Annotated in this window: 17 protein-coding genes and 1 riboswitch; of the genes, 2 read left to right on the top strand and 15 right to left on the bottom strand. The window is 74.3% G+C overall.

The features are described from left to right. Positions 1-178 precede the first annotated feature (178 nt). The 15 genes from ACFU5J_RS15425 to ACFU5J_RS15355 form a co-directional block, all read right to left on the bottom strand. Positions 179-1,444: an ABC transporter substrate-binding protein gene (locus tag ACFU5J_RS15425; RefSeq protein WP_430579307.1), complete on the bottom strand. Its 1,266-nt coding sequence runs from the start codon at positions 1,442-1,444 to the stop codon at positions 179-181. Between the two features lie 73 nt (positions 1,445-1,517). After that, positions 1,518-2,345, bottom strand: coding sequence for a carbohydrate ABC transporter permease (locus ACFU5J_RS15420; protein ID WP_430575811.1), 828 nt, complete (start codon positions 2,343-2,345; stop codon positions 1,518-1,520). Between the two features lie 4 nt (positions 2,346-2,349). Beyond that, complete coding sequence (locus ACFU5J_RS15415) at positions 2,350-3,330, bottom strand: carbohydrate ABC transporter permease (RefSeq protein WP_430579306.1); 981 nt, start codon at positions 3,328-3,330, stop codon at positions 2,350-2,352. Next, positions 3,327-4,367, bottom strand: coding sequence for a LacI family DNA-binding transcriptional regulator (locus ACFU5J_RS15410; protein ID WP_430579305.1), 1,041 nt, complete (start codon positions 4,365-4,367; stop codon positions 3,327-3,329). Before ACFU5J_RS15410 ends, ACFU5J_RS15415 begins: the two co-directional genes overlap by 4 nt. Positions 4,368-4,596: 229 nt before the next feature. After that, positions 4,597-5,016 carry a hypothetical protein gene (locus ACFU5J_RS15405; RefSeq protein WP_430579304.1) on the bottom strand — a complete coding sequence of 140 codons (420 nt, stop codon included), beginning with the start codon at positions 5,014-5,016 and terminating at the stop codon, positions 4,597-4,599. 26 nt (positions 5,017-5,042) lie between these two features. Then, positions 5,043-6,083, bottom strand: coding sequence for an alpha/beta hydrolase fold domain-containing protein (locus ACFU5J_RS15400; protein ID WP_430579303.1), 1,041 nt, complete (start codon positions 6,081-6,083; stop codon positions 5,043-5,045). Continuing rightward, positions 6,080-7,180, bottom strand: a complete 1,101-nt coding sequence (locus tag ACFU5J_RS15395; RefSeq protein ID WP_430579302.1) for a DUF4432 family protein — start codon at positions 7,178-7,180, stop codon at positions 6,080-6,082. The genes ACFU5J_RS15400 and ACFU5J_RS15395 overlap by 4 nt, the downstream gene beginning before the upstream one ends. Then, complete coding sequence (locus ACFU5J_RS15390) at positions 7,177-9,288, bottom strand: hypothetical protein (RefSeq protein ID WP_430579301.1); 2,112 nt, start codon at positions 9,286-9,288, stop codon at positions 7,177-7,179. The genes ACFU5J_RS15395 and ACFU5J_RS15390 overlap by 4 nt, the downstream gene beginning before the upstream one ends. A 52-nt stretch (positions 9,289-9,340) precedes the next feature. Beyond that, complete coding sequence (locus ACFU5J_RS15385; protein WP_430579300.1) at positions 9,341-10,618, bottom strand: enolase C-terminal domain-like protein; 1,278 nt, start codon at positions 10,616-10,618, stop codon at positions 9,341-9,343. After that, positions 10,615-11,442 carry an SDR family oxidoreductase gene (locus ACFU5J_RS15380; RefSeq protein ID WP_430579299.1) on the bottom strand — a complete coding sequence of 276 codons (828 nt, stop codon included), beginning with the start codon at positions 11,440-11,442 and terminating at the stop codon, positions 10,615-10,617. Before ACFU5J_RS15380 ends, ACFU5J_RS15385 begins: the two co-directional genes overlap by 4 nt. Positions 11,443-11,469: 27 nt before the next feature. Next, entirely contained in the window at positions 11,470-12,297 is an 828-nt protein-coding gene (locus ACFU5J_RS15375) for a carbohydrate ABC transporter permease (RefSeq protein WP_430575820.1), read from the bottom strand. Next, positions 12,297-13,223, bottom strand: a complete 927-nt coding sequence (locus ACFU5J_RS15370; protein WP_430579298.1) for a carbohydrate ABC transporter permease — start codon at positions 13,221-13,223, stop codon at positions 12,297-12,299. The genes ACFU5J_RS15375 and ACFU5J_RS15370 overlap by 1 nt, the downstream gene beginning before the upstream one ends. A 72-nt stretch (positions 13,224-13,295) precedes the next feature. Continuing rightward, on the bottom strand, positions 13,296-14,558 hold the full coding sequence (locus tag ACFU5J_RS15365) for an ABC transporter substrate-binding protein (protein WP_430579297.1): 1,263 nt from the start codon (positions 14,556-14,558) through the stop codon (positions 13,296-13,298). Positions 14,559-14,599: 41 nt separating this feature from the next. Beyond that, entirely contained in the window at positions 14,600-15,772 is a 1,173-nt protein-coding gene (locus tag ACFU5J_RS15360; protein ID WP_430579296.1) for a DUF4185 domain-containing protein, read from the bottom strand. Positions 15,773-15,849: 77 nt separating this feature from the next. After that, entirely contained in the window at positions 15,850-16,551 is a 702-nt protein-coding gene (locus ACFU5J_RS15355) for a FadR/GntR family transcriptional regulator (protein ID WP_430575824.1), read from the bottom strand. Positions 16,552-16,705: 154 nt separating this feature from the next. On the opposite strand from ACFU5J_RS15355, the gene ACFU5J_RS15350 reads away from it, so the two are divergent. Then, on the top strand, positions 16,706-17,302 hold the full coding sequence (locus tag ACFU5J_RS15350) for a DoxX family protein (RefSeq protein ID WP_430579295.1): 597 nt from the start codon (positions 16,706-16,708) through the stop codon (positions 17,300-17,302). A 134-nt stretch (positions 17,303-17,436) separates the two neighbouring features. After that, a riboswitch (SAM riboswitch) is annotated at positions 17,437-17,569 on the top strand. Between the two features lie 21 nt (positions 17,570-17,590). Next, on the top strand, positions 17,591-18,169 hold the full coding sequence (locus ACFU5J_RS15345) for an NADPH-dependent FMN reductase (protein WP_430579294.1): 579 nt from the start codon (positions 17,591-17,593) through the stop codon (positions 18,167-18,169). Positions 18,170-18,282 lie beyond the last annotated feature (113 nt).

Here is an 18,282-nt window from a genome sequence, read left to right as displayed (position 1 = left end):
GGGCGCGCGCCCCCCCCCCCGCGGGGGGGGGGGGGGGGGGGGGTGGGGGGGGGGGGGGGGGGGGGGGCGGGGGGGGGGGGGGGGGGGGGGGGGGGGGGGGGGGGGGGGGGGGGGCCCCCCCCCCCCCCGCGGGGGGGGGGGGGGGGGGGGGGCGCCCCCCCCCCCCCCCCCACGACCGTCACTTCGTGATCTCGTCCCAGCCGTCGGTGAGCTGGGCGGACAGCTCGTCCGCGTCCGTCTCCTGCGCCAGGAACCGCTGGTAGGCCGGCGTGGCCACGGTGTCCTTCCACTGCGCGTACGCGTCGACGAACAGGTACGGCGCGGAGACGAAGTGCTGGCCCGAGGCCAGGATGGTGCTCCAGCCGTTCTCGTCGCCGAGCTTGTCGGCGAGGACCTGCTGGGCCGACGTCGTCGCCGGGATCAGCGCGTCCGCCTCGTTGAGCGCGGCCAGGTTGTCCGGCTGGGTGAAGAACTCGATGAACTCGGCCGACTCCTTGACGTGCTCCGAGTCGACGTTGACGGACAGGGTCTGCGGGTTCGCGGCCTGCCCGGCGCCCTCGGGCCCGGCGAGCGGCGGCAGCACCACCCAGTCGAGGTCCTTCGGGGCGTCCTTGGCGATGTTCGCGGCCTGGTAGGAGCCCTGCACGGTCATCGCCGTCTGGCCGGCGTAGAACGACGCGATCGCCTCGGAGCCCGACTGCGTCAGGGTGACCGGGAGGATCGACTTGTCCTGGTGGGCCATCGCGTCCACGAGCTCGGGCAGCGCCATCTCGCCGTCGCCGACCGTGATCTTCGCGTCCGTGCCCGTGCCCGTGAAGTACTGGCCGCCGAAGCCCGGCGCCAGGGTCATGAACGCGGCGGTCGGGCTCGACAGGCCCCAGCCGAGGCCGAAGGTCTTGCCCTTCGTCGTCGCCTTGGCGATGTCCCGCAGCTGGTCCCACGTCATGGTGTCGCCGGTCGGGATCTCGACGCCCGCGTCCTGCAGGAGCTTCTTGTTCGCGAAGACCATGTAGGACTGCAGCTCGGTCGGGTAGGCCACGACCTGGTCGTCGACGGTCACCGAGGACAGCACGCCCTCGGGGATGTCGGCCTTGCGCTCGTCCGACATGTACTCGGAGAGGTCCGCGAGGTAGCCGTCGCGGGCGAACGGCACGATGCTCGCGGCCTCGTAGTGGATGACGTCGGGCGCGGCGCCGCCGTTGAACTGGGTGATGAGCTTGTCGTAGACGCCGTCCCAGCCGGTCGGCACGATCTCGACCTGCACGTCGGGGTGGTCGGTGTTCCACTCGTCGACGATCTTCTCGGTCGCCGCGATAGCGGCCGGCTGGTCGGACAGCGACTGGAACTTCAGCGCCACGGGGCCGCCGTCGCCGTCGTCGCCGCCACCGCTGCTGCAGGCGGCGAGGAGCAGGGCGCTGACCGTGAGGCATGCAGCGATGGACACTCCACGAGTCTTCATGGGACTTCCTTTCGGGTGGTCGTCAGGGGTAGGGAAGGAAGGAGGTGGAAGGGCGTCGTCAGCCCTTGACGGCGCCGGCCATGAGCCCGCCGGTGAGCTTCTTCTGCATGATCGAGAAGAAGACGATGCTCGGGATGGCCGCGAGGAACGACCCCGCCGCGAGGGGGCCGAGCGCGACCTTGCCCTCGCCGCCGATGAACGACGTGAGCGTGATCGGCAGGGTGTAGTTCTCCGGCGACTGGAGCAGGACCAGGGCGAAGAAGAACTCGTTCCAGGAGGAGACGAAGCTGAACATCGCGGTGGCGACGATCCCGGGGGCCAGCAGCGGGAACACGATCCGGCGCAGCACCGTGAGGCGGCTGGCGCCGTCCATGGAGCCGGCCTCCTCGAGCTCGGTCGGGATGCCGGCCACGTAGCCCTGCAGCATCCACAGCGCGAAGGGCAGCGTGTACGTGGTGTGCACCAGGGTGAGCCCCACGAGGCTGTCGGTGAGGTTCATCGTCCGCAGGATGAGGAAGAGCGGCAGGATGATGAGGATCACCGGGAACACCTGGCTCACGAGGATCCACCCGACGCCGGCCACCCGGATCGCGCCCTTGAGCCGGGCGAGCACGTAGGCCGCGGGCATCGCGATGAGGATCACGAGCGCCGTCGAGGCGAGCGCCACCACGACGCTGTTCGCGGCCGAGTGCACCAGACCCTGCCGGGCGAGGGCCTGCGCGTAGTTCTCCCAGTGCCACTGCGAGGGCAGCAGGCTCACGGTGAGCGAGTTGAGCTCGGCGGACGACTTCACCGAGGCCGAGATCAGCCACAGCAGCGGGAAGCCGAGGAAGACGATGTAGCCGGCCAGCGCCACGTACTGGGCGGGGCGGACGAGTGCGCGCATCGGCTCAGCCCTTCTTCACGGCGCGGTCGTCGCGGAACTGCGACCGCAGGTAGACGGCGAGGAGCAGGACGACGACCACGACGAGGACGACGCCCATCGCGGCGGCGTACCCGATGTTCCGGTTCTTGAACGCCTCGAGGTAGGTGAACAGCATCGGCAGCATCGTGCGGCCGCCGGGCCCGCCCTCGGTGAGGACGTAGACCAGCGAGAACGAGTTGAAGTTCCAGATGAAGTTCAGCGACGTGATGGACGCGACGATGGGCCGCAGGCTCGGCCAGGTGACGGCGGTGAACCGGCGCCAGGCGCCCGCGCCGTCCATGGACGCGGCCTCGTGCAGCTCGTCCGGGATCTGCTGCAGGCCGGCGAGCAGCGTGACCGTGGTCTGCGGCATGCCGACCCAGACGCCCACGACGATGACGGCGGGCAGCGCGGTGGAGAAGTCCGCCAGCCAGTTGATGTCGTCCGGCAGGCCCAGCGACCCGAGGAACGCGTTGAGCGGCCCCGCGTTGGGCGAGTAGATCATCTTCCACATGATCGCCACGACGACGGGCGGCATGGCCCACGGGATCAGCGCGAGCACGCGCGTGAGGCCCTGGAGCCGGAGGCCGGAGTTGAGCAGCTGCGCCAGCCCCATGGCGAGCACGAGCTGCAGCAGCGTCACGGACACCGCCCAGATGAGGCCGATGCGGAACGAGTCCCAGAAGAACGAGTTGCCCGCGAGGCGCACGAAGTTGTCGACGCCCACGAACTGGTAGTCGGGGTGGCGCACGAGCCGCGCGTCGGTGAAGGCGAGCGCGATGCCCATGACGAGCGGCGCGACGCTGAGCACGAGGATCGGCAGCAGCGACGGCATCACCAGGGCGGCGGCCTCGCGGCGACGGCCTCGTTCGAGCCCGCCGCGGCGGCGGACCTGCTGCGGCCCCCGCGCGGAGGTCCGGCTCGAGGACCCGGCCGCGGGCGCGGTCGGGGTGGTCGGGGCGCTCATCGCGTGGCCTCCTCGGTCGCGGCGTCGACGCCGGACGACGCGCGCACCAGCAGGCGCGGGCCGATCACGACGTGCTGGGCGGTGGCCTCGTCGTCCTCGAGGCGGGCGAGCACGGCGCGCGCGGCGGCGGCCCCGCGCTCCGCGGTGCCGAGCGAGACGCTCGTCAGGGCCGGCTCGTAGACGCGGCCGAGCTCGGTGTCGTCCATGCCGGTGACGGCGACGTCGCCCGGGACGGCGAGGCCGGCCTCGCGGGCGGCGCGCACCGCGCCGATGGCGAGCAGGTCGTTCGCGGCGACGACGGCGTCGAGGCGCGTGCCGTCGGCGCCCGGCGCCAGCAGGGCGCGCGCGGCGCGCAGCCCTGCCGCGACGGTGAAGTCGTCGGCCACCGCGACGGCGACGCGCTCCGCGGGGAAGCCGTCCGCGCGCGTCGCGGCGTCGAAGCCGCGCTGGCGCGCCGTGCCCGGCGTGGTGTCGAGGGGGCCGTTGAGGAACCCGATCCGGCGACGGCCCGCGGCGACCAGGTGGTCGACGGCGAGGCCGATGCCGCCCGCGGAGTCGGTCGAGACGGAGTCGCCGGCGGCGTCCAGCGCGCGGCCGATGACGACCACCGGCACCGGCGCCTGCCGGATCACCTCGGCGAGGGCGTCGTCGGCGCGCAGCGGGCTCACGACGAGGGCGTCCACGAAGCCGCCCCCGAGGCTCCGGAGGAGCTCGGCGGTGGCGCCCGCCGTGTCCCCCGTCGACATGACGACGACCCGGTACCCGTGCGGGGCCAGGACCTCGTGGATGGCGGCGAGCATCTCGACGTACACCGGGTTGCCGATGTCGGCGACGGCGAACGCGACCTGGAAGGTCTTGCGCATCCGCAGCGACCGACCGGTCACGTCCGGGCTGTACCCGAGCTCGTCGGCGGCGGCGCGCACGCGCTCCACCATGGCCGGGCTGGCCCCGGTGCCGTGCAGGGCCCGCGACGTCGATGCGAGGGAGACCCCGGCGTGCCGGGCCACCTCGATCAACGTGGCGCGTGATGACGTCACTGTCGCTCCACCTTCAACGTCGACGGCTGTTGGAAACGTTTCCAGTCCGGTCCCCACGACATCGCTGGAAACGTTTCCGGAATGAGCGTCACTCTGGCACCCGGCCGGCGCCGGTGTCAAGGCGCCCGCGAAGGGCTCGCGGCACGGTCACGCCGCCGCAGCCGTGCGCCTCGCGCAGGGTGCGGGCGAGCCGCCGGGCCGTGCGCACCCCGGGGCAGGTCGGGGCAGGTCAGACGCCGTCCGACGGCGCCGCGACGAGCCCGTCGAGCGACGGCGGCCGGTAGCCCGGGCCCTTGAGGACCTTGCCGTCGGCCCGCCGCAGCACGCGCCCCTCCTCGTCGACCTTGCTCATGTTGGACCGGTGGACCTCGACGAACACCGCGGGCAGGTCGATGCCCAGCGCGTCGGCGGCGCCGTACGTGACGTACAGGACGTCGGCCAGCTCCTTGGCCACCGCCCGGTACGCGGCGTCCGCGTCCCCTCCGGCGGCCAGCGCCGCCGCGAGGTCGGTGAGCGCCTCGGACGCCTCGGCGGACTCCTCGTCCAGCAGCGCCCGGCGGTGCTCCGCCAGCTCCGGGCGCGCGGCGTCGGCCGCCAGGTCGAACGCCGCACGGAACTCGGCGACCCGCCGCATCGGCTCGTGATCCATGGCCCCGACGCTAGCGGCCCGGCGGGTCACGACGCCTCGTGCCGCGCCCGCAGCGCCCGGTCGACGAAGGCCCGCACCTCGGCGTCGAGCTCGGCGTCCTCGGGCGCCCCTCCCCCGAAGCCGCCGTGCGGCATGCCCTCGAACACGTGCAGCTCGGCGGCCACGCCCGCCGCGCGCAGCCGCCGGTGCATGCGCACCGTGTTGGACAGGAACAGGTCCCGGGTGCCGGACTGCAGCAACGTCGGCGGCAGGCCCGCGAGGTCGCCGAACAGGGGCGACAGGTACGGGTGCGCCAGGTCGGCGCCGCGCGCGTACAGCGCGTTCACCTCGCGCAGGCTGGCCAGCGCCAGGTCGTGCGGGGCGTTGGTGACGAACGAGTCGCCCGACTCGGTGAGGTCCACCTCGGGGGTCAGCAGCACCAGCGCCGCGGGCATCGGCAGCCCCTCGTCCCGGGCGCGCAGCAGCAGGGCCGCCGCGAGGTTCCCGCCCGCCGAGCCGCCGCAGACGACCACCCGGCCCGGGCCACGCTCGGACAGCAGCGCCCGGTAGGCGGCGAGGGCGTCGTCCAGGGCCGCCGGGTACGGGTGCAGCGGCGGCATCCGGTAGTCGACGCCCCACGCGACGAGCCCGGTCCGGGCGGACGCGGTCACCGCCGACACCCGGCAGACCTCGCCGGCGCCGTAGAGCAGCCCGCCGCCGTGCAGGTCCAGGACGACGGGACCGTCCGGGTCGGCGTCGTGGGCGCGCTGCACGTAGGCCACCGCGCTCCCGACCTGCCGCACCTCGTCCGCCGGCGGGAGGTGGTCGAGGCGCACGGCGGCGCGGAACCACTCGTCCGCCTCCGCCACGTGCCGCAGCCAGCCCTCCCGGTCGTCCGGCGCCGGGAAGGCGCGGGGCCGCGCGGGCCGCGACGCCGCGAGCCGGTCGAGGTGGCGGCGCGCCGCGGGGCTCACGCTGGTGGGCAGCACCGTGCCCCCCGCGCCGCCGTCCGTCGTCCCCTGCCCTGCCCGGTCCTGCGCCGACAGGTCCTGCCCCGGCTCCTGCTCCGTCGTGCCCGGCTCGCTCATCCCACGCCCCCTCGCGCCGTCGTCGGTCGCGCCGTCGTCGGTCGCGCCGTCGCCGGTCGCGCCGTCGTCGGTCGCGGCCCCGGCGTGCCGACGCCGATGCGGACGCCACAGTCCCACGACGCGCCGGGCTCGAGCACGGGCGCGCCGCCGTGCGGCCCGTCGCGCTCCGGGCCGAGCAGGGGCGCGTTCGCGGGCTCGACGCCGAGCACCCACGAGCCCGCGGCGGGCCAGGCCCACGAGTACAGCCGCGGCATCGTCGCCGACCGCCACTCGACGACCACCTCGGGGTCGGGGTGCCCGTCGGCCGCCGGCAGCGCGGTCGGGCGCACGACGGCCCGGGCCCGGCCGCCGGTCGACCGCACGCCGGGGTGCTCGGCCACCACGTACGCGGCGCCCGGGGCGGGCGCGGGGAACGTCACCGCGTCCCGGCCCGCCGGGAGCGGCTCCGCCGGCACCGGCTCGTCCGCGTCCGCCACCAGGCGCGAGCCCGGCGCCAGGACCGCCGCGCCGAGGTTCACGTGGTAGAGCAGCGGCACGCCGACGGGCGCGTCGCCCACGTTGCGGACCACGTCGCGCACCTCGACCCACGGCCGTCCGGTGGCGACGACGACCTCCCGGTCGACGACGACCCGCGCGCCGTAGAGCGTGGAGTGCGCGACGGAGCCCGACACGTGCACCTCGACCTCGCCGCCCGCGCCGCCGCCGTCGCGCTCGCGCCACCACCGCACGTCGTGCGCCGGGGTCAGGTGATGGGTGCCGTGCTGCCCCGACCCGCCGCGGGGCGCGCCGATGTTGTCCGGCCCGCAGGTGGCGAGCAGCCCGCCGAGGAAGCGGTCCTCCCACCCCCGCCCGGGTCCCGGGTCGCGCGGGTGGGGCGCGCGCCCGGCGAGCGGCACGCCCGCCCACCAGGCCGCGCCGAGGTCCAGCCCGCGGTCCGGCAGCACGTCGACCGACAGCCCGCCGGCCACCCGCACGACGAGCGCCCGCTCCCCGCCGGCCGTGACCGCCTCGTCCACCGAGGCCAGGGCGTCCGGCAGCGCGGCGCGGCCGTCGTCGAGCAGGCTCCCCCAGCCGCCCTCGCCGGCCCGCGCGCTCATCGCTCCCGGACCTCGCCGCCGACCACGTCGTAGGTGCGGCCCTGCACGACGAGCCCCTCGAGCCGCGCCTCCGGGTCGAGCTCCACGACGCAGCCGCCGGCCGTCACGGTGCCGTCGAGGTCGACCTCCACGCCGAACACCCCCGCCAGCACCAGCTCGCACCACGCCCCCGCGGACGAGCACGACCAGTCGATGATGTACGGCAGCTGCGGCGGGGTCTTGCGGGCCCCGCCGCCGATCGGTTCCTCGGCCTCCTCCACGAAGTGCGCCTGCCCGGGCGGGCCCTGGTTCGCGCTGCGGGCCAGGCCCGGCAGCCACTCGAGGACCACCTCGGGGTGCCCGAGCGCGATCGCGGCGCGGGCCGAGTCCGCCGGCCACGCCGGGTAGGCGCCGTTCCACTGGTGGTCGGCGCGCACCGACCAGCCCGCGTCGTCGTCCCACGGCGACAGGGCACGCATCCACGACGGGGTGCGCAGCTCCCGGACGAAGAACTCGACCATCGCGTCCCGCCGGTCGGCCGGGACGTCCGCGGCGATCGTGGTCCCGACGGTCGCGAAGTCGTAGCAGTGCCGCGTCTGGACGAGGCTCCCGTCGGGCTGGCGGGCGTGGAAGAAGCCCTCCCCCGGCACGCCGAGGTCGAGGACCTTCGGCAGCAGGTCGGCCGCCTCCGCCCGCAGCCGGGCCGCGTCGTCGGCGCGCCCCTGCAGGTCGCTGATCCCCGCGGCCGTGCGCAGGTTCCACACGTTGGCGGCGTTGAGGCTCGCCACCTCGTGCACGTACGAGCTCACGCACTCGAGGAGGTTGTCGACGTCGCCGTAGTCGGCCAGGCCCGAGCCGGTGCCCGAGCGCAGCCGGTGCCACGCCGTCGCCCAGGCGCGGACCTCGTCGCCCATGGTCGACGTGCGGCCGTCGGGCGTGGTCACCTCGGCGTCGAGCAGCCCGTGGTCGCCGTGCAGCCGCAGGTAGTCGTGCACCAGCCGCGTCATCGCGTAGTGGTTCACCGAGTACCAGTAGCCGACGGGGCCGCCGGTGAGCCACTCGGTGCCGAAGTGCTTCTCGATGTCGAGGCCCACCCAGTGCTCCACCTGCCGCCGCATGACGTGCGGGTCGAGCAGCGCGTGCACCATCGAGCTCAGGGAGTAGTCCCAGATGAACGTGGTCGTCTGCCAGTAGCGCGGCATGAGCGTGTCGTAGGTGCGCCCGAGCACCGACGCCGGGTTGTCGCGGCGGAACCACAGCACGCCGACGGCGCCCCACCAGTACAGGCGGCGCAGCGCGTCGTCGGTCGTGACCAGGCGCGGCAGGCAGCCGCCGAACTCGTCGTTCCCCGGCGTGAAGAGGGCCTCGATCTCCGCGTCCCAGGTGCGGCGGGAGGCCTCGACGGCGCCGGGCACGTCGGCGGCGACGCGGTCGAACGCCGCGAGCGCCTCGTCCCGCCCCCGCGCGACCGTGTGCACGAGGGCGAGGCGCACCGTGCCGCCCGCGGGCACGTCGCGGACCACCTCGGCCACGCGGTCCGACGTCCCGTCGTCGACGGGCGCGCCGTGCTCGTCGACGAGGCCCTGCACGCTCACCGCCGAGCCGTCCGCCGGGCGCCCGAGGCGGCGGGCGCCGAGGCGCTCCAGCGCGTTGCGCGCCTGGGGCGGGGCGCCCGCGAGCCACGGGTCGGCGGCGCAGGTGACCGTCGAGTCGAGCCATGCGCCGAGGCGCAGCTCTCGCGGCGCGCCGGTGGTGTCGGTGACCTCCACCTGCACGGCGACGCCCGGCTCGCCCGGCGGGCACACCGTCACGGTGCGCACGTCCCAGCCGTCCACCACGGTGCGGCGCTCCACCCGGTCGGGCCGCCAGCGCACCTCGACGGGCCGCCCGAACGAGCGCACCAGGCGGCCGCCCAGGTACAGCTGGCCGCTGATGCTGTCGCCCTGGGAGACGGGCGGCACGTTGAGCGAGCGCACGGCCAGCACGTCGTGGTCCACCTGCGCGGTGGCCCAGTGGTTGGTCAGGCCCGGCGGGTTGACCATGTCGTCGAACCGGTCGACGACGAGGTCGGACGCGAGGTCCTCGACGGTCGGGATCGTGCGCGGCGTGGCGGGAGCGGCGGTGCTCATCAGGCGGTTCCTCGTGCTCTGTCGGTCCGGGGGACGTCGGTGCGGTCGGGGGTCAGAAGGGTTCGCGGGCGAGCGCGGCAGGGCGCCCGGCCACGTGCGGGTCGGCGAACTGCGTGCTCGGCAGCAGGGGGTACCAGTCGGGCCGGCCGGGGTCGCGGTCGTACGGGTAGGGGCCCAGCTCGCGGTAGAGCTCCGCGTACTCGGCGACCTTGTCCCGGTCCAGCTCGACGCCGAGGCCGGGGCCGTCCGGGACGGCGATGCGCCCGTCGCGGTAGGCGAGCTTGCCGCCCGCGATGACGTCGTCGCGCAGGTGGTGGTAGTGCGCGTCGGCGGCGAAGGCCAGGTTCGGCACGACGGCGCCCAGGTGCAGCATCGAGGCGAGCTGGATGCCGAGCTCGCCCGAGGAGTGCACGGCCACGCCGAGCTGGAACGCCTCGGCCACGCCCGCCGCCCGGACGCACGGCCGGATGCCGCCCCAGAAGGTCGTGTCCAGCAGGATCACGTCGACGGCGGGCTGCAGCACGTTCGCCGCGAGCTGCTCGACGTTCACCACCACGGTGTTGGTGGCGAGCGGGATCCGGGTGTTCTCGCGCAGCCGGCGCATCCCGTTGAGCCCGTAGCAGAAGTCCTCGGCGTAGTCGTTGTCGAGGTCCTCGATCCGGTGCGCGAACCGGATCGCCTCCTCCACGCTGAGGATCCCGTTCGGGTCGTAGCGGAACCGGTCGCCCGGCAGGGAGGCGGCGAGCGCCCGGTAGGCCTCGAGCTCGACCTCGGGGTCGAAGACGCCGCCCTTGAGCTTGTGCACGCGGAAGCCGTGCTCGGACTTGAGGCGGGCCGCCTCCGCGACGAGCTGGTCGGGCGTGCGCACCTCCCCCGTGCCGTCGGCGGACGGGTACCGGAAGAACAGGTACGAGGCGAACTCGACCTCGTCCCGCACCTCGCCGCCCAGCAGGGCGTGCACGGGCAGCCCGGTGTGCTTGCCCAGCAGGTCGAGGCAGGCGAACTCGATCGCCGCGACCAGCTGGGTGCGGTTGTTGTACAGGCTCGCGGTCGGGTTGGCGAGCATGAACCGCAGCGCCTCGGTGCGCGCCGGGTCGTGCCCGAGCAGGTAGGGCCGCAGGGCGGCGACCGCCGCCTCCGCGCTCTGCCCGCCGCCGCCCATCTCGCCCAGCCCGACCAGCCCGTCCGTCGTCTCGACCTCGACGATGGTGCGCACGAACCGGCCCCAGTGCGCGCCGTTCGAGTGCCGCAGCGGGGCCTCGAGCGGCACGGTCACGGTGGTGGCGCGGACGTCGGCGATCCGCATGCCGCTGCCCGTGAGCGCGGTCATGCGTCGGCCTCGGGCAGCGCCGCGGCGAGGCGGGCGCTGAGCCCGCCGTCGACCTTGACGTCCGCGCCGGTCACGAACGCGGCGCGGTCCGACAGCAGGAACTCGACCACCTCGGCCACCTCCCGCGGGGTCCCGACCCGCCCGAGGGGGTGCGCCCGGCCCCACTCGGCCACGACGTCCTCGGCGGGCCGGTCGCCGGCGAACAGCCCGGCGGCCCAGCGCAGCATCGGCGTGTCGATCGACCCGGGGCTGACGCTGTTGACGCGGATGCCGTCGGCGGCGTGGTCGACCGCCATCGCCCGCGCCAGGCCCAGCAGGGCGGTCTTGCTCGCCGTGTACGCGGCCACGCCCGTCTGGGTGGCGTACGCCTGCGCCGAGGAGACGACGACGACCGCGCCGCCGCCGTTCTCGCGCACCAGCGGCACCATGGCTCGGCAGGTGTGGAACGCCCCGCCGACGTTCACGCCCATCACCTCGTCGTAGGTGGCGGGGTCCGTCTCGTCCACGGCCCCGTAGCGCTGCACCCCGGCGGCGCAGACCACGGCGGCCAGCCTGCCGTGGTCGGCGCGCACCCGGCGGGCGGCGTCGTCGAGCGCCTCGGGCCGCGCGACGTCCGCCACGAGGCCGACGAACCGGCCGGGTCCGGCGGCGTGGCGGGCCGCGGCGGCGTCGAGCGCCGCCGCGTCGCGGTCGATCCCGACGACGGTGGCGCCGAGCTCCACCAGCAGGTCGGCGACGCCGCCGCCGATGCCGGCGGCCGCCCCCGTGACGACCGCGGTGCGGCCGCCCCAGGGCGTCGGGGTCGAGGGGCTGAGGTCAGGCATGGGGTGCTCCAGGGTCGGTGACGCGAGTCAGTACTGGCCGAGCGCGAGGCCGCGGGTGAACGCGCGCTGGGCGAGGAGGAAGAGGGCGACGGTGGGGATCGAGACGATGAGCCCGCCCGCGAGCACGACCGGCATCGTCGAGCCGCCGTACGTGCTCTGCAGCGCGGACAGGGCCGTCATCACGGGCCGTGTCTCGGCGGACTGCGTGAGGGTGAGCCCCAGCAGCAGGTCGTTCCAGATGAGCGTGGCCTGCAGGATGAAGATCGCCACGAGCGCGGGCACCGCCATCGGCAGGTAGATGCGCCAGAAGATCCGCCAGGTGGAGGCGCCGTCCATCACGGCGGCCTCGAAGACGTGGTGCGCGACCCCGGCGAAGAAGTTGCGCATGACGAACGCGGCGAACGGCACCGAGATCACCGTGTAGACGAGGATCATGCCCGTGCGGGTGTCGTACAACCCGGTCTCGACGTAGCCGAGGAACAGCGGCATGAGCAGCATCTGCATCGGGAACACGGTCGAGGCGAAGATCACGACGAACCACACGAAGCCGTGCTGGAGCCGCAGCGCGACGATGGCGAACCCGGCCGCGGCGCCGATCACCACCGCGACCAGCGGCGCGACGACGGCGTAGAGCGCGGTCGAGGCGATGCCGGCGGAGATGTCGCCGCGGGTCCACGCGGCGGTCGCGTTCTCCCAGAGGCCGCCGAGCCCGGCGGGGCTCCACACCGACAGGACGCCGTACTGGTCGTTCGTCTTCGCCGCGTTGACGACCATGAGGTAGACGGGCGCCAGCCACACCAGGCCCAGCACCACGAGGACGGTCTTGCGGACGCGGTCCGCGATCGCGGCACTCATCACGACTCCCGGGCGCCGGACAGCTGCCGGCGCAGGTAGAGGACGGACGCCGCGACCGTGATCACGGTGAGGAACACCGCGACGGCGGCCCCCAGCCCGTAGTCGTTCGCCACGAACGTGTCCTTGTACATGGTCAGGGCGAGGGTCTCCGACGAGACGCCGGGGCCGCCCTTGGTCATCGCCCAGATGATGTCGAACTGCTTGAGCGACCCGACGATGGCCAGGCCCACGACCACCGTGGTGAGCGGCGTGAGCATCGGCCACGTCATCGTGCGGAAGAGCGTCCAGCCCGAGGCCCCGTCGACGCGGGCCGCCTCCATCGGCTCCTTGGGGATGGACTGCAGCCCGATGGTGAACAGCAGCGCGTTCACCCCCGCGCCCTGCCACGTCGCGGCGCCGATCATCACGAACGTGTTGAGGGGCGCGTCCAGGAGCCAGCGCGGCGGGTCGGTGACGCCGAGGAGCGCGAGCGCCTCGTCGAGGGCGCCCCCGGTCTGCAGCACGAAGGTCCAGATGACGCCGACCGCGACACCGGAGACCGCGTAGGGCAGCAGGAACGGCAGGCGGTACCAGAACGAGCCCTTGAGCCCGTACGCGAGGACCGCGATGAACAGCCCCAGGCCCACGGGGAGCACCAGGGTGCCGGCCACCCAGAGCAGCGTGTTGCGCAGCGAGTTGAGGAACCCGGCGTCGGTGAACATCTCCTGGTACTTCGCCAGGCCCACGAGCTCGGGGTCCCCGAGCCCGTTGTACTCGGTGAGGCTCAGGAAGGACGTCCAGACGAACGGCAGGTACAGCAGCAGCGCCACGATCAGCACGGCGGGCAGGGCGAAGCCCCGGGCGGACCAGCGGTACGGCGCACGCGACCGGCGGGCCGGGCGGTCCGTGCTCGTCGGCGGCCGCGGCGGCGCGGCGGTGACGGTCATGGGTGGTGGTCTCCTTCCGGCGCCGCCGGGGGCGCGGGCCCCCGGCGGCGCGACGAACGTGGCGCGCGGGGCTCAGCCCTGCTCGGCCCAGTACGTGTCGGCCTCGTCCTGCAGGCGCTGCAGCCCGGGTGCCGGGTCGGGCGCGTTGGTGACGAAGTCGCCGAAGATCTCCGTCGACAGGGTGTAGACGGGCAGCGGGTTCGCCTCGAGGTAGCGCTGCTGGATGGTGAAGTCGCCGCCGTTGACCTGGTCGACCAGATCCTGCAGCTCCGGGTCCTCGACCTTGACGTGCGGGTTGAACGACACGTCGCCGCGCGACGACGACCAGGCGTTCTGGGCGTCGTCGGACATCCACCAGGCGCTGTAGTCGAGCGCGGCCTGCTCGTTCTCCGAGCCCTTGCCCACGCAGAGCGGGCCGGTCTCCAGCACCATCTGGTTCCCCGACGCCGGGTTCATGCTCGGCATGGTGAAGATCCCGTAGTCCTCCCCGGACCTCGCGCCCACGTCGGTGAGCTGGCCGGTGAGGAACGTGCCGAAGTACGCCATCGCGACGTCGCCGTTCTTGAGCATCGTCTGCGGGTCCGTCGTGACGCCCGGGTCGTTGTAGTAGCCGTCGTCGATCATCGACTTCCACTGGTCCATCACCTCGGTGACCTTCGGGTCGAGGTAGGACGCGTCGCCCGTCTGCAGGCCCTGGTAGACGTCGGGCGCGTTGCCCGCCAGCAGGGCCTGGAACCAGGCGAACTCGAAGATGATGTTCATCTGGTGGAACGGCGTGACGCCGGCGGCCTTGAGCTTCTTGGCGGCGGCCGTCAGCTCGTCGAACGTGGTCGGCACCTCGACGCCGTTGTCGGCGAAGACCTTCTTGTTGTAGTACACCGCCCAGTAGGCGACGTTCAGCGGCACGCAGTACTGCTTGCCGTCGTAGGTGTAGTTGTCCTTGAGCCCCTCGGGCACGAGGCCGTCGGCCTCCGCCTTCGTCCAGAGGTCGGTGGTCTCGGCGACCAGCCCCTGGTCGACGAGGTCGGCCAGCTGGCTGCCCGTGTGCCAGGTGAACAGGTCGGGCACCTTCTTGGTGCGGAACGACTGCTTGATGAAGCTGTCGTACGCGGTGGCGTCGGAGTAGCCGGTGAAGTCCAGCGTGCTGCCCTGCGCCGCGGACTCCTTGTTCATGGCGTCGAAGCTGGGCTCCCACGCCGCCTTGTCCGTGTAGAAGCCGAGGGTGACGTCGCCGCCGTCACCGCCTCCGCCGCCGCCGTCGTCGCTCGAGCAGGCCGCCAGGCCCAGGGCCAGGGACGCCGCCGTGGCGCCGGCCAGGATGCGGGAACGCTTCATGTCGTCTCACCTCGTCGTGATGGTCGTGTGTCGTTGCAGGGTCAGTGCCGGACGTCGAGCGTGATCTCGACGAACCGGGGCCGGTAGATCGAGACGTCCGCGTACAGGTCGTCCGGGTCCACGGAGTTGACGTTGTAGGTCACCAGGAGCGTGTCGTCGTCGCGCAGCTCGGGATGCTCGTGGGCGTTGTAGGCGATGACGTCGGGGTCGCCGTAGCTGCCGGCCGCGCCGACCTCGGGCATCCGGTGGATCGTCGCGCCGCCCGTGAACGGGCCGGTGGGCGAGCAGGAGACGAAGGCCTTGATCTCGTCGCTGAACGGCACCGACGTGTCCTGGGTGACCAGCAGCCAGCCGTCCCGGTACGGGGTCACGCTGTACTCGTTCGCGACGCCGGCCATGACCCGGGCGGACGCGGCCTCGTCGCGCACCCACGCGCTGCCGTCCCAGTAGCGCCAGCGCCCCGTGTCGGCGAGGTCGCCGCCCAGCACCTTGGCGACGTGCATGAACTTCTCGCCGCCCCGGTCCTCGACGCCGTACACGAGCACGTGCCCGCCGGAGCGCTGGTACCACGAGGCCCACTGGATCCCCGCGCCCGAGGGCAGCGGGTCCACCGACGTCACCTGCCAGGTGTCCGTGTCCAGGGTGGCGACGGACGACCCGCTCCAGCCCCAGTCCCAGGTGCCCTCGCCGAACCGCGCGAACTCGAGCACGCCTACCTGCAGGTCGCCCCGGCGCGTGGCCAGCCCGGCGCCGAACCAGTGCCAGGCGCCGTCCGGGTCGGGCCCCACGATGCTCTCCGGGGCGTCCGCGGTGCCGCCGGTGACGGTCCGCAGCGCGGCGCCGTCCTGCAGCACGATCGAGTTGTTGAGGAAGGGCGTGCTCTGCGGGCGGCTGCCGTCGGGCGCCACCGGGCCGAGGAACGTGTCCGAGAAGATCCACGCGAGCGAGCCGTCGCGCAGCGGCACCGAGTAGGTGCTGTCGGCGCCGGTCCAGCCGACCCCCGAGTCGGCGTAGGCGGTGAAGGTGTCGCCGAGCGGCGCCGGCGCGGCCCGCGTGGCCTGCACCGTCGCGCCGTCGAGCGAGCAGGCGGGCGCACCGCGGTCCGCCGCCGTGGCCGTCGTCGTGGCCGCCGTCGTGGCTCCGGCCAGGGTGAGTGCCCCGGCCATCGCGGCGGCGGCCAGCCGCCGCCCGCGGCGCGAGTTCGTCCTCGTCATCGTCATCACTCCGTCGTGATCTCGTGGCGTTCCGTGGCCCGGCCCCACCGGGGCCGGGTGCTGCGGGTGGTGGGGGCCTAGGGCGCCGCGCCCTCGATGGCGCCCACGACCTCCGTGAGGTGCGCGTGCATGAGGTCCGCGACGGCGTCCGCGCGCCCCTCGGTCACGAGGCGCACGAGCTCGGCGTGCTCCTCGTAGTCCGACTCCGGGTCGCCGTGGAGGGCGAGGATCCGGCGCTGGTCCTCGGCGTGCAGCAGCAGGATCACGTCGAGCACCTCGGACAGGATCGTGTTGCCCGCCGCGTCGGCCACCGCCCGGTGGAGGTCGACGTTCACCCGCCACAGGCGGTCCGACCCGCTCTCGAGGCACTCGCGCGCCTCCGCGAGGAGGTCGGCCAGGCGGGCCAGCGCGGCCGGCTCGCGGACCACCGCGGCCTGCCGCGCGATCGCCGGCTCGATCACGGCGCGCGCCTGGACGAGCGCCACGAGCCGGGCGCGGTCGGCGGGCGGGGCCACCGCGTTGGGCAGGACGCTGCGCAGGTAGTTCTCCCCCACGTAGATGCCCGAGCCGTGGCGGAAGGACAGGATGCCCAGGCCCTCGAGCCGCCGCAGCGCCTCGCGCATCGTGGGGACCGCGACCCCGAACCGCGCCGCCAGGTCGCGCTGCGGCCCGATGCGCTCGCCCGCGACCAGACCCTCGTCGCCGATCATCTGGATCACGGCCTCCGCGAGCGTCCCGCTGAGGGTGGGGCGCGGGACCGGGCCCGACTCCGTCGTCATGAAAAGTGATCTAATCACTTGCTCACTCGAAAGGGAAGGGGCGGGTGACGACCGGGCGAAAACGCGGCCGCGCCGCATCCCCGGTCCCGACCGGTCCTCTCTCCTGGGGCGGCCACCCCGGGCCGCGCACCGTCACCCGGAAGAGAGCACCGCCATGTCCGTCACCACCTCGTCGGCCCGCAACGCCGCCGGCGCCCGCACCGTCCCGGCGTCCCCGGACAACCCCGCGCCGACCGCCGCAGAGGCCCCCACGACGGCCCCCACGACGGCGCCGCGCCGCCTCGCCGAGCGGGTCGCGCTGCGCGCCGACGTCGCGGTCACCGCGCTGGCGCGCGTCCTCGCCCGGTGGTCGGTCCCCGCCCTGCGCGTCGCCCTCGGCCTCGTGTTCCTCGGCTTCGGCGTGCTGAAGCTCTTCCCCGGCGCCAGCCCGGCCGAGGAGATCGCCGCCCGCACGGTGGAGACGCTGACGTTCGGCCTGGTGCCGGGCGAGGCCGCCGTGCTGCTGACGGCCGTCATGGAGACCTTCATCGGCCTGACGCTCCTCTCCGGCCGCCTGCTGCGGACGGGGCTGGCCGTCCTGGCCGTGGCGATGGTCGGCATCCTGTCCCCCGTGGCCCTCTTCGGCGACGAGCTGTTCGGCCACGGCATGACGCTGCTCGGCCAGTACGTGCTGAAGGACGTCGTCCTCGTCGCCGGCGCCGCCGTCGTCGCCGCCGTCGCGCTCGGCGCCCGGCTGCGGCTCGACGCCTGAGGCCGCGCCCCGCCCGCCGACCCGCCCCGGAGCCTCCGGCCGTCCCCCGGCCGGAGGCTCCCTCGCGTCCGGATCGTGAGAAATCACCGGAGCACCCTGGCGTTCCCCGGATCGGCTGCTATACCTCCGCCCCAGGTCACGAGCCCCAGCGCGAAGCCCCGGCTGGCTGGGCAGCAACCCCCACGTCACGGCGGGGTGCTCCGGGAGATGACCAGGCCGCCGGCCGGCCCGTCCGCGGGCCGAGACGCCGCGCGGCAAGCGTGATCGACGGACTGCGAGGTACACCCCATGACCGAACCCACCCGCCCCACCGCCGCCTCCGTGGTGGTGGTGTCCGGCAACCCGCGCGCGGGCTCGCGCACCCTGGCCGCGGCAGAGGCCGCCGGGCGCCGCGTCGCCGAGCTGCTCGGCACCGACGACGTCGCGACGGTCGAGCTCGCGGCGTTCGGGGGCGAGATCCTCGCCCCCGCCCACCCCGCCGCCGACGCGGCGAAGGAGCGCCTCGCGCGCGCCACCGTCGCCGTCGTGGCCACCCCCGTCTACAAGGCCTCCTACACCGGCCTGCTCAAGGCGTTCCTCGACCTCTACGGGCCGGACGGGCTCGCGGGCGTCGTCGTCGTGCCGCTCGTCGTCTCCGGCAACCCGGCGCACGCGCTGGCGGGCGAGGTGCACCTGCGCCCCGTCCTCGTCGAGCTCGGCGCCGTCGTGCCCACCCGGTCCCTGACGCTCACCGAGGCGCAGCTGCCCGAGCTCGGCGCGGCCCTTGACCCCTGGTTCGCCCGCTGGTCGACGCCCCTGCGCCGGGCCACCGGCCTGACCTCCGCCGCCGCGACGCACGCCGCCGAGCTGACGGGGGCCGCCCGGTGACCGCCGAGCGCACCGACCTGACCGCCGCGCTGACCGACATGGAGGAGCTCCTGGCCCAGCAGGACGAGCCCCAGCTGTCCGCCGACGAGTTCAAGACGGTGTTCCGCCAGCAT

This window comes from Isoptericola sp. NPDC057559 (assembly GCF_042801555.1).
GTDB lineage: Bacteria > Actinomycetota > Actinomycetes > Actinomycetales > Cellulomonadaceae > Isoptericola.
The sequence above is the reverse complement of the archived record's forward strand: the minus strand, read 5'-3'. Positions and strand labels throughout refer to the sequence as shown.

Excerpts from the sequence above, each read along its gene's own strand:
- ACFU5J_RS15420 (WP_430575811.1), bottom strand. The coding sequence starts at position 2,345 with ATGCGCGCACTCGTCCGCCCCGCCCAGTACGTGGCGCTGGCCGGCTAC.
- ACFU5J_RS15415 (WP_430579306.1), bottom strand. The coding sequence starts at position 3,330 with ATGAGCGCCCCGACCACCCCGACCGCGCCCGCGGCCGGGTCCTCGAGC.
- ACFU5J_RS15405 (WP_430579304.1), bottom strand. The coding sequence starts at position 5,016 with ATGGATCACGAGCCGATGCGGCGGGTCGCCGAGTTCCGTGCGGCGTTC.
- ACFU5J_RS15400 (WP_430579303.1), bottom strand. The coding sequence starts at position 6,083 with ATGAGCGAGCCGGGCACGACGGAGCAGGAGCCGGGGCAGGACCTGTCG.
- ACFU5J_RS15395 (WP_430579302.1), bottom strand. The coding sequence starts at position 7,180 with ATGAGCGCGCGGGCCGGCGAGGGCGGCTGGGGGAGCCTGCTCGACGAC.
- ACFU5J_RS15390 (WP_430579301.1), bottom strand. The coding sequence starts at position 9,288 with ATGAGCACCGCCGCTCCCGCCACGCCGCGCACGATCCCGACCGTCGAG.
- ACFU5J_RS15385 (WP_430579300.1), bottom strand. The coding sequence starts at position 10,618 with ATGACCGCGCTCACGGGCAGCGGCATGCGGATCGCCGACGTCCGCGCC.
- ACFU5J_RS15380 (WP_430579299.1), bottom strand. The coding sequence starts at position 11,442 with ATGCCTGACCTCAGCCCCTCGACCCCGACGCCCTGGGGCGGCCGCACC.
- ACFU5J_RS15375 (WP_430575820.1), bottom strand. The coding sequence starts at position 12,297 with ATGAGTGCCGCGATCGCGGACCGCGTCCGCAAGACCGTCCTCGTGGTG.
- ACFU5J_RS15370 (WP_430579298.1), bottom strand. The coding sequence starts at position 13,223 with ATGACCGTCACCGCCGCGCCGCCGCGGCCGCCGACGAGCACGGACCGC.
- ACFU5J_RS15365 (WP_430579297.1), bottom strand. The coding sequence starts at position 14,558 with ATGAAGCGTTCCCGCATCCTGGCCGGCGCCACGGCGGCGTCCCTGGCC.
- ACFU5J_RS15360 (WP_430579296.1), bottom strand. The coding sequence starts at position 15,772 with ATGACGAGGACGAACTCGCGCCGCGGGCGGCGGCTGGCCGCCGCCGCG.
- ACFU5J_RS15355 (WP_430575824.1), bottom strand. The coding sequence starts at position 16,551 with ATGACGACGGAGTCGGGCCCGGTCCCGCGCCCCACCCTCAGCGGGACG.
- ACFU5J_RS15350 (WP_430579295.1), top strand. The coding sequence starts at position 16,706 with ATGTCCGTCACCACCTCGTCGGCCCGCAACGCCGCCGGCGCCCGCACC.
- ACFU5J_RS15345 (WP_430579294.1), top strand. The coding sequence starts at position 17,591 with ATGACCGAACCCACCCGCCCCACCGCCGCCTCCGTGGTGGTGGTGTCC.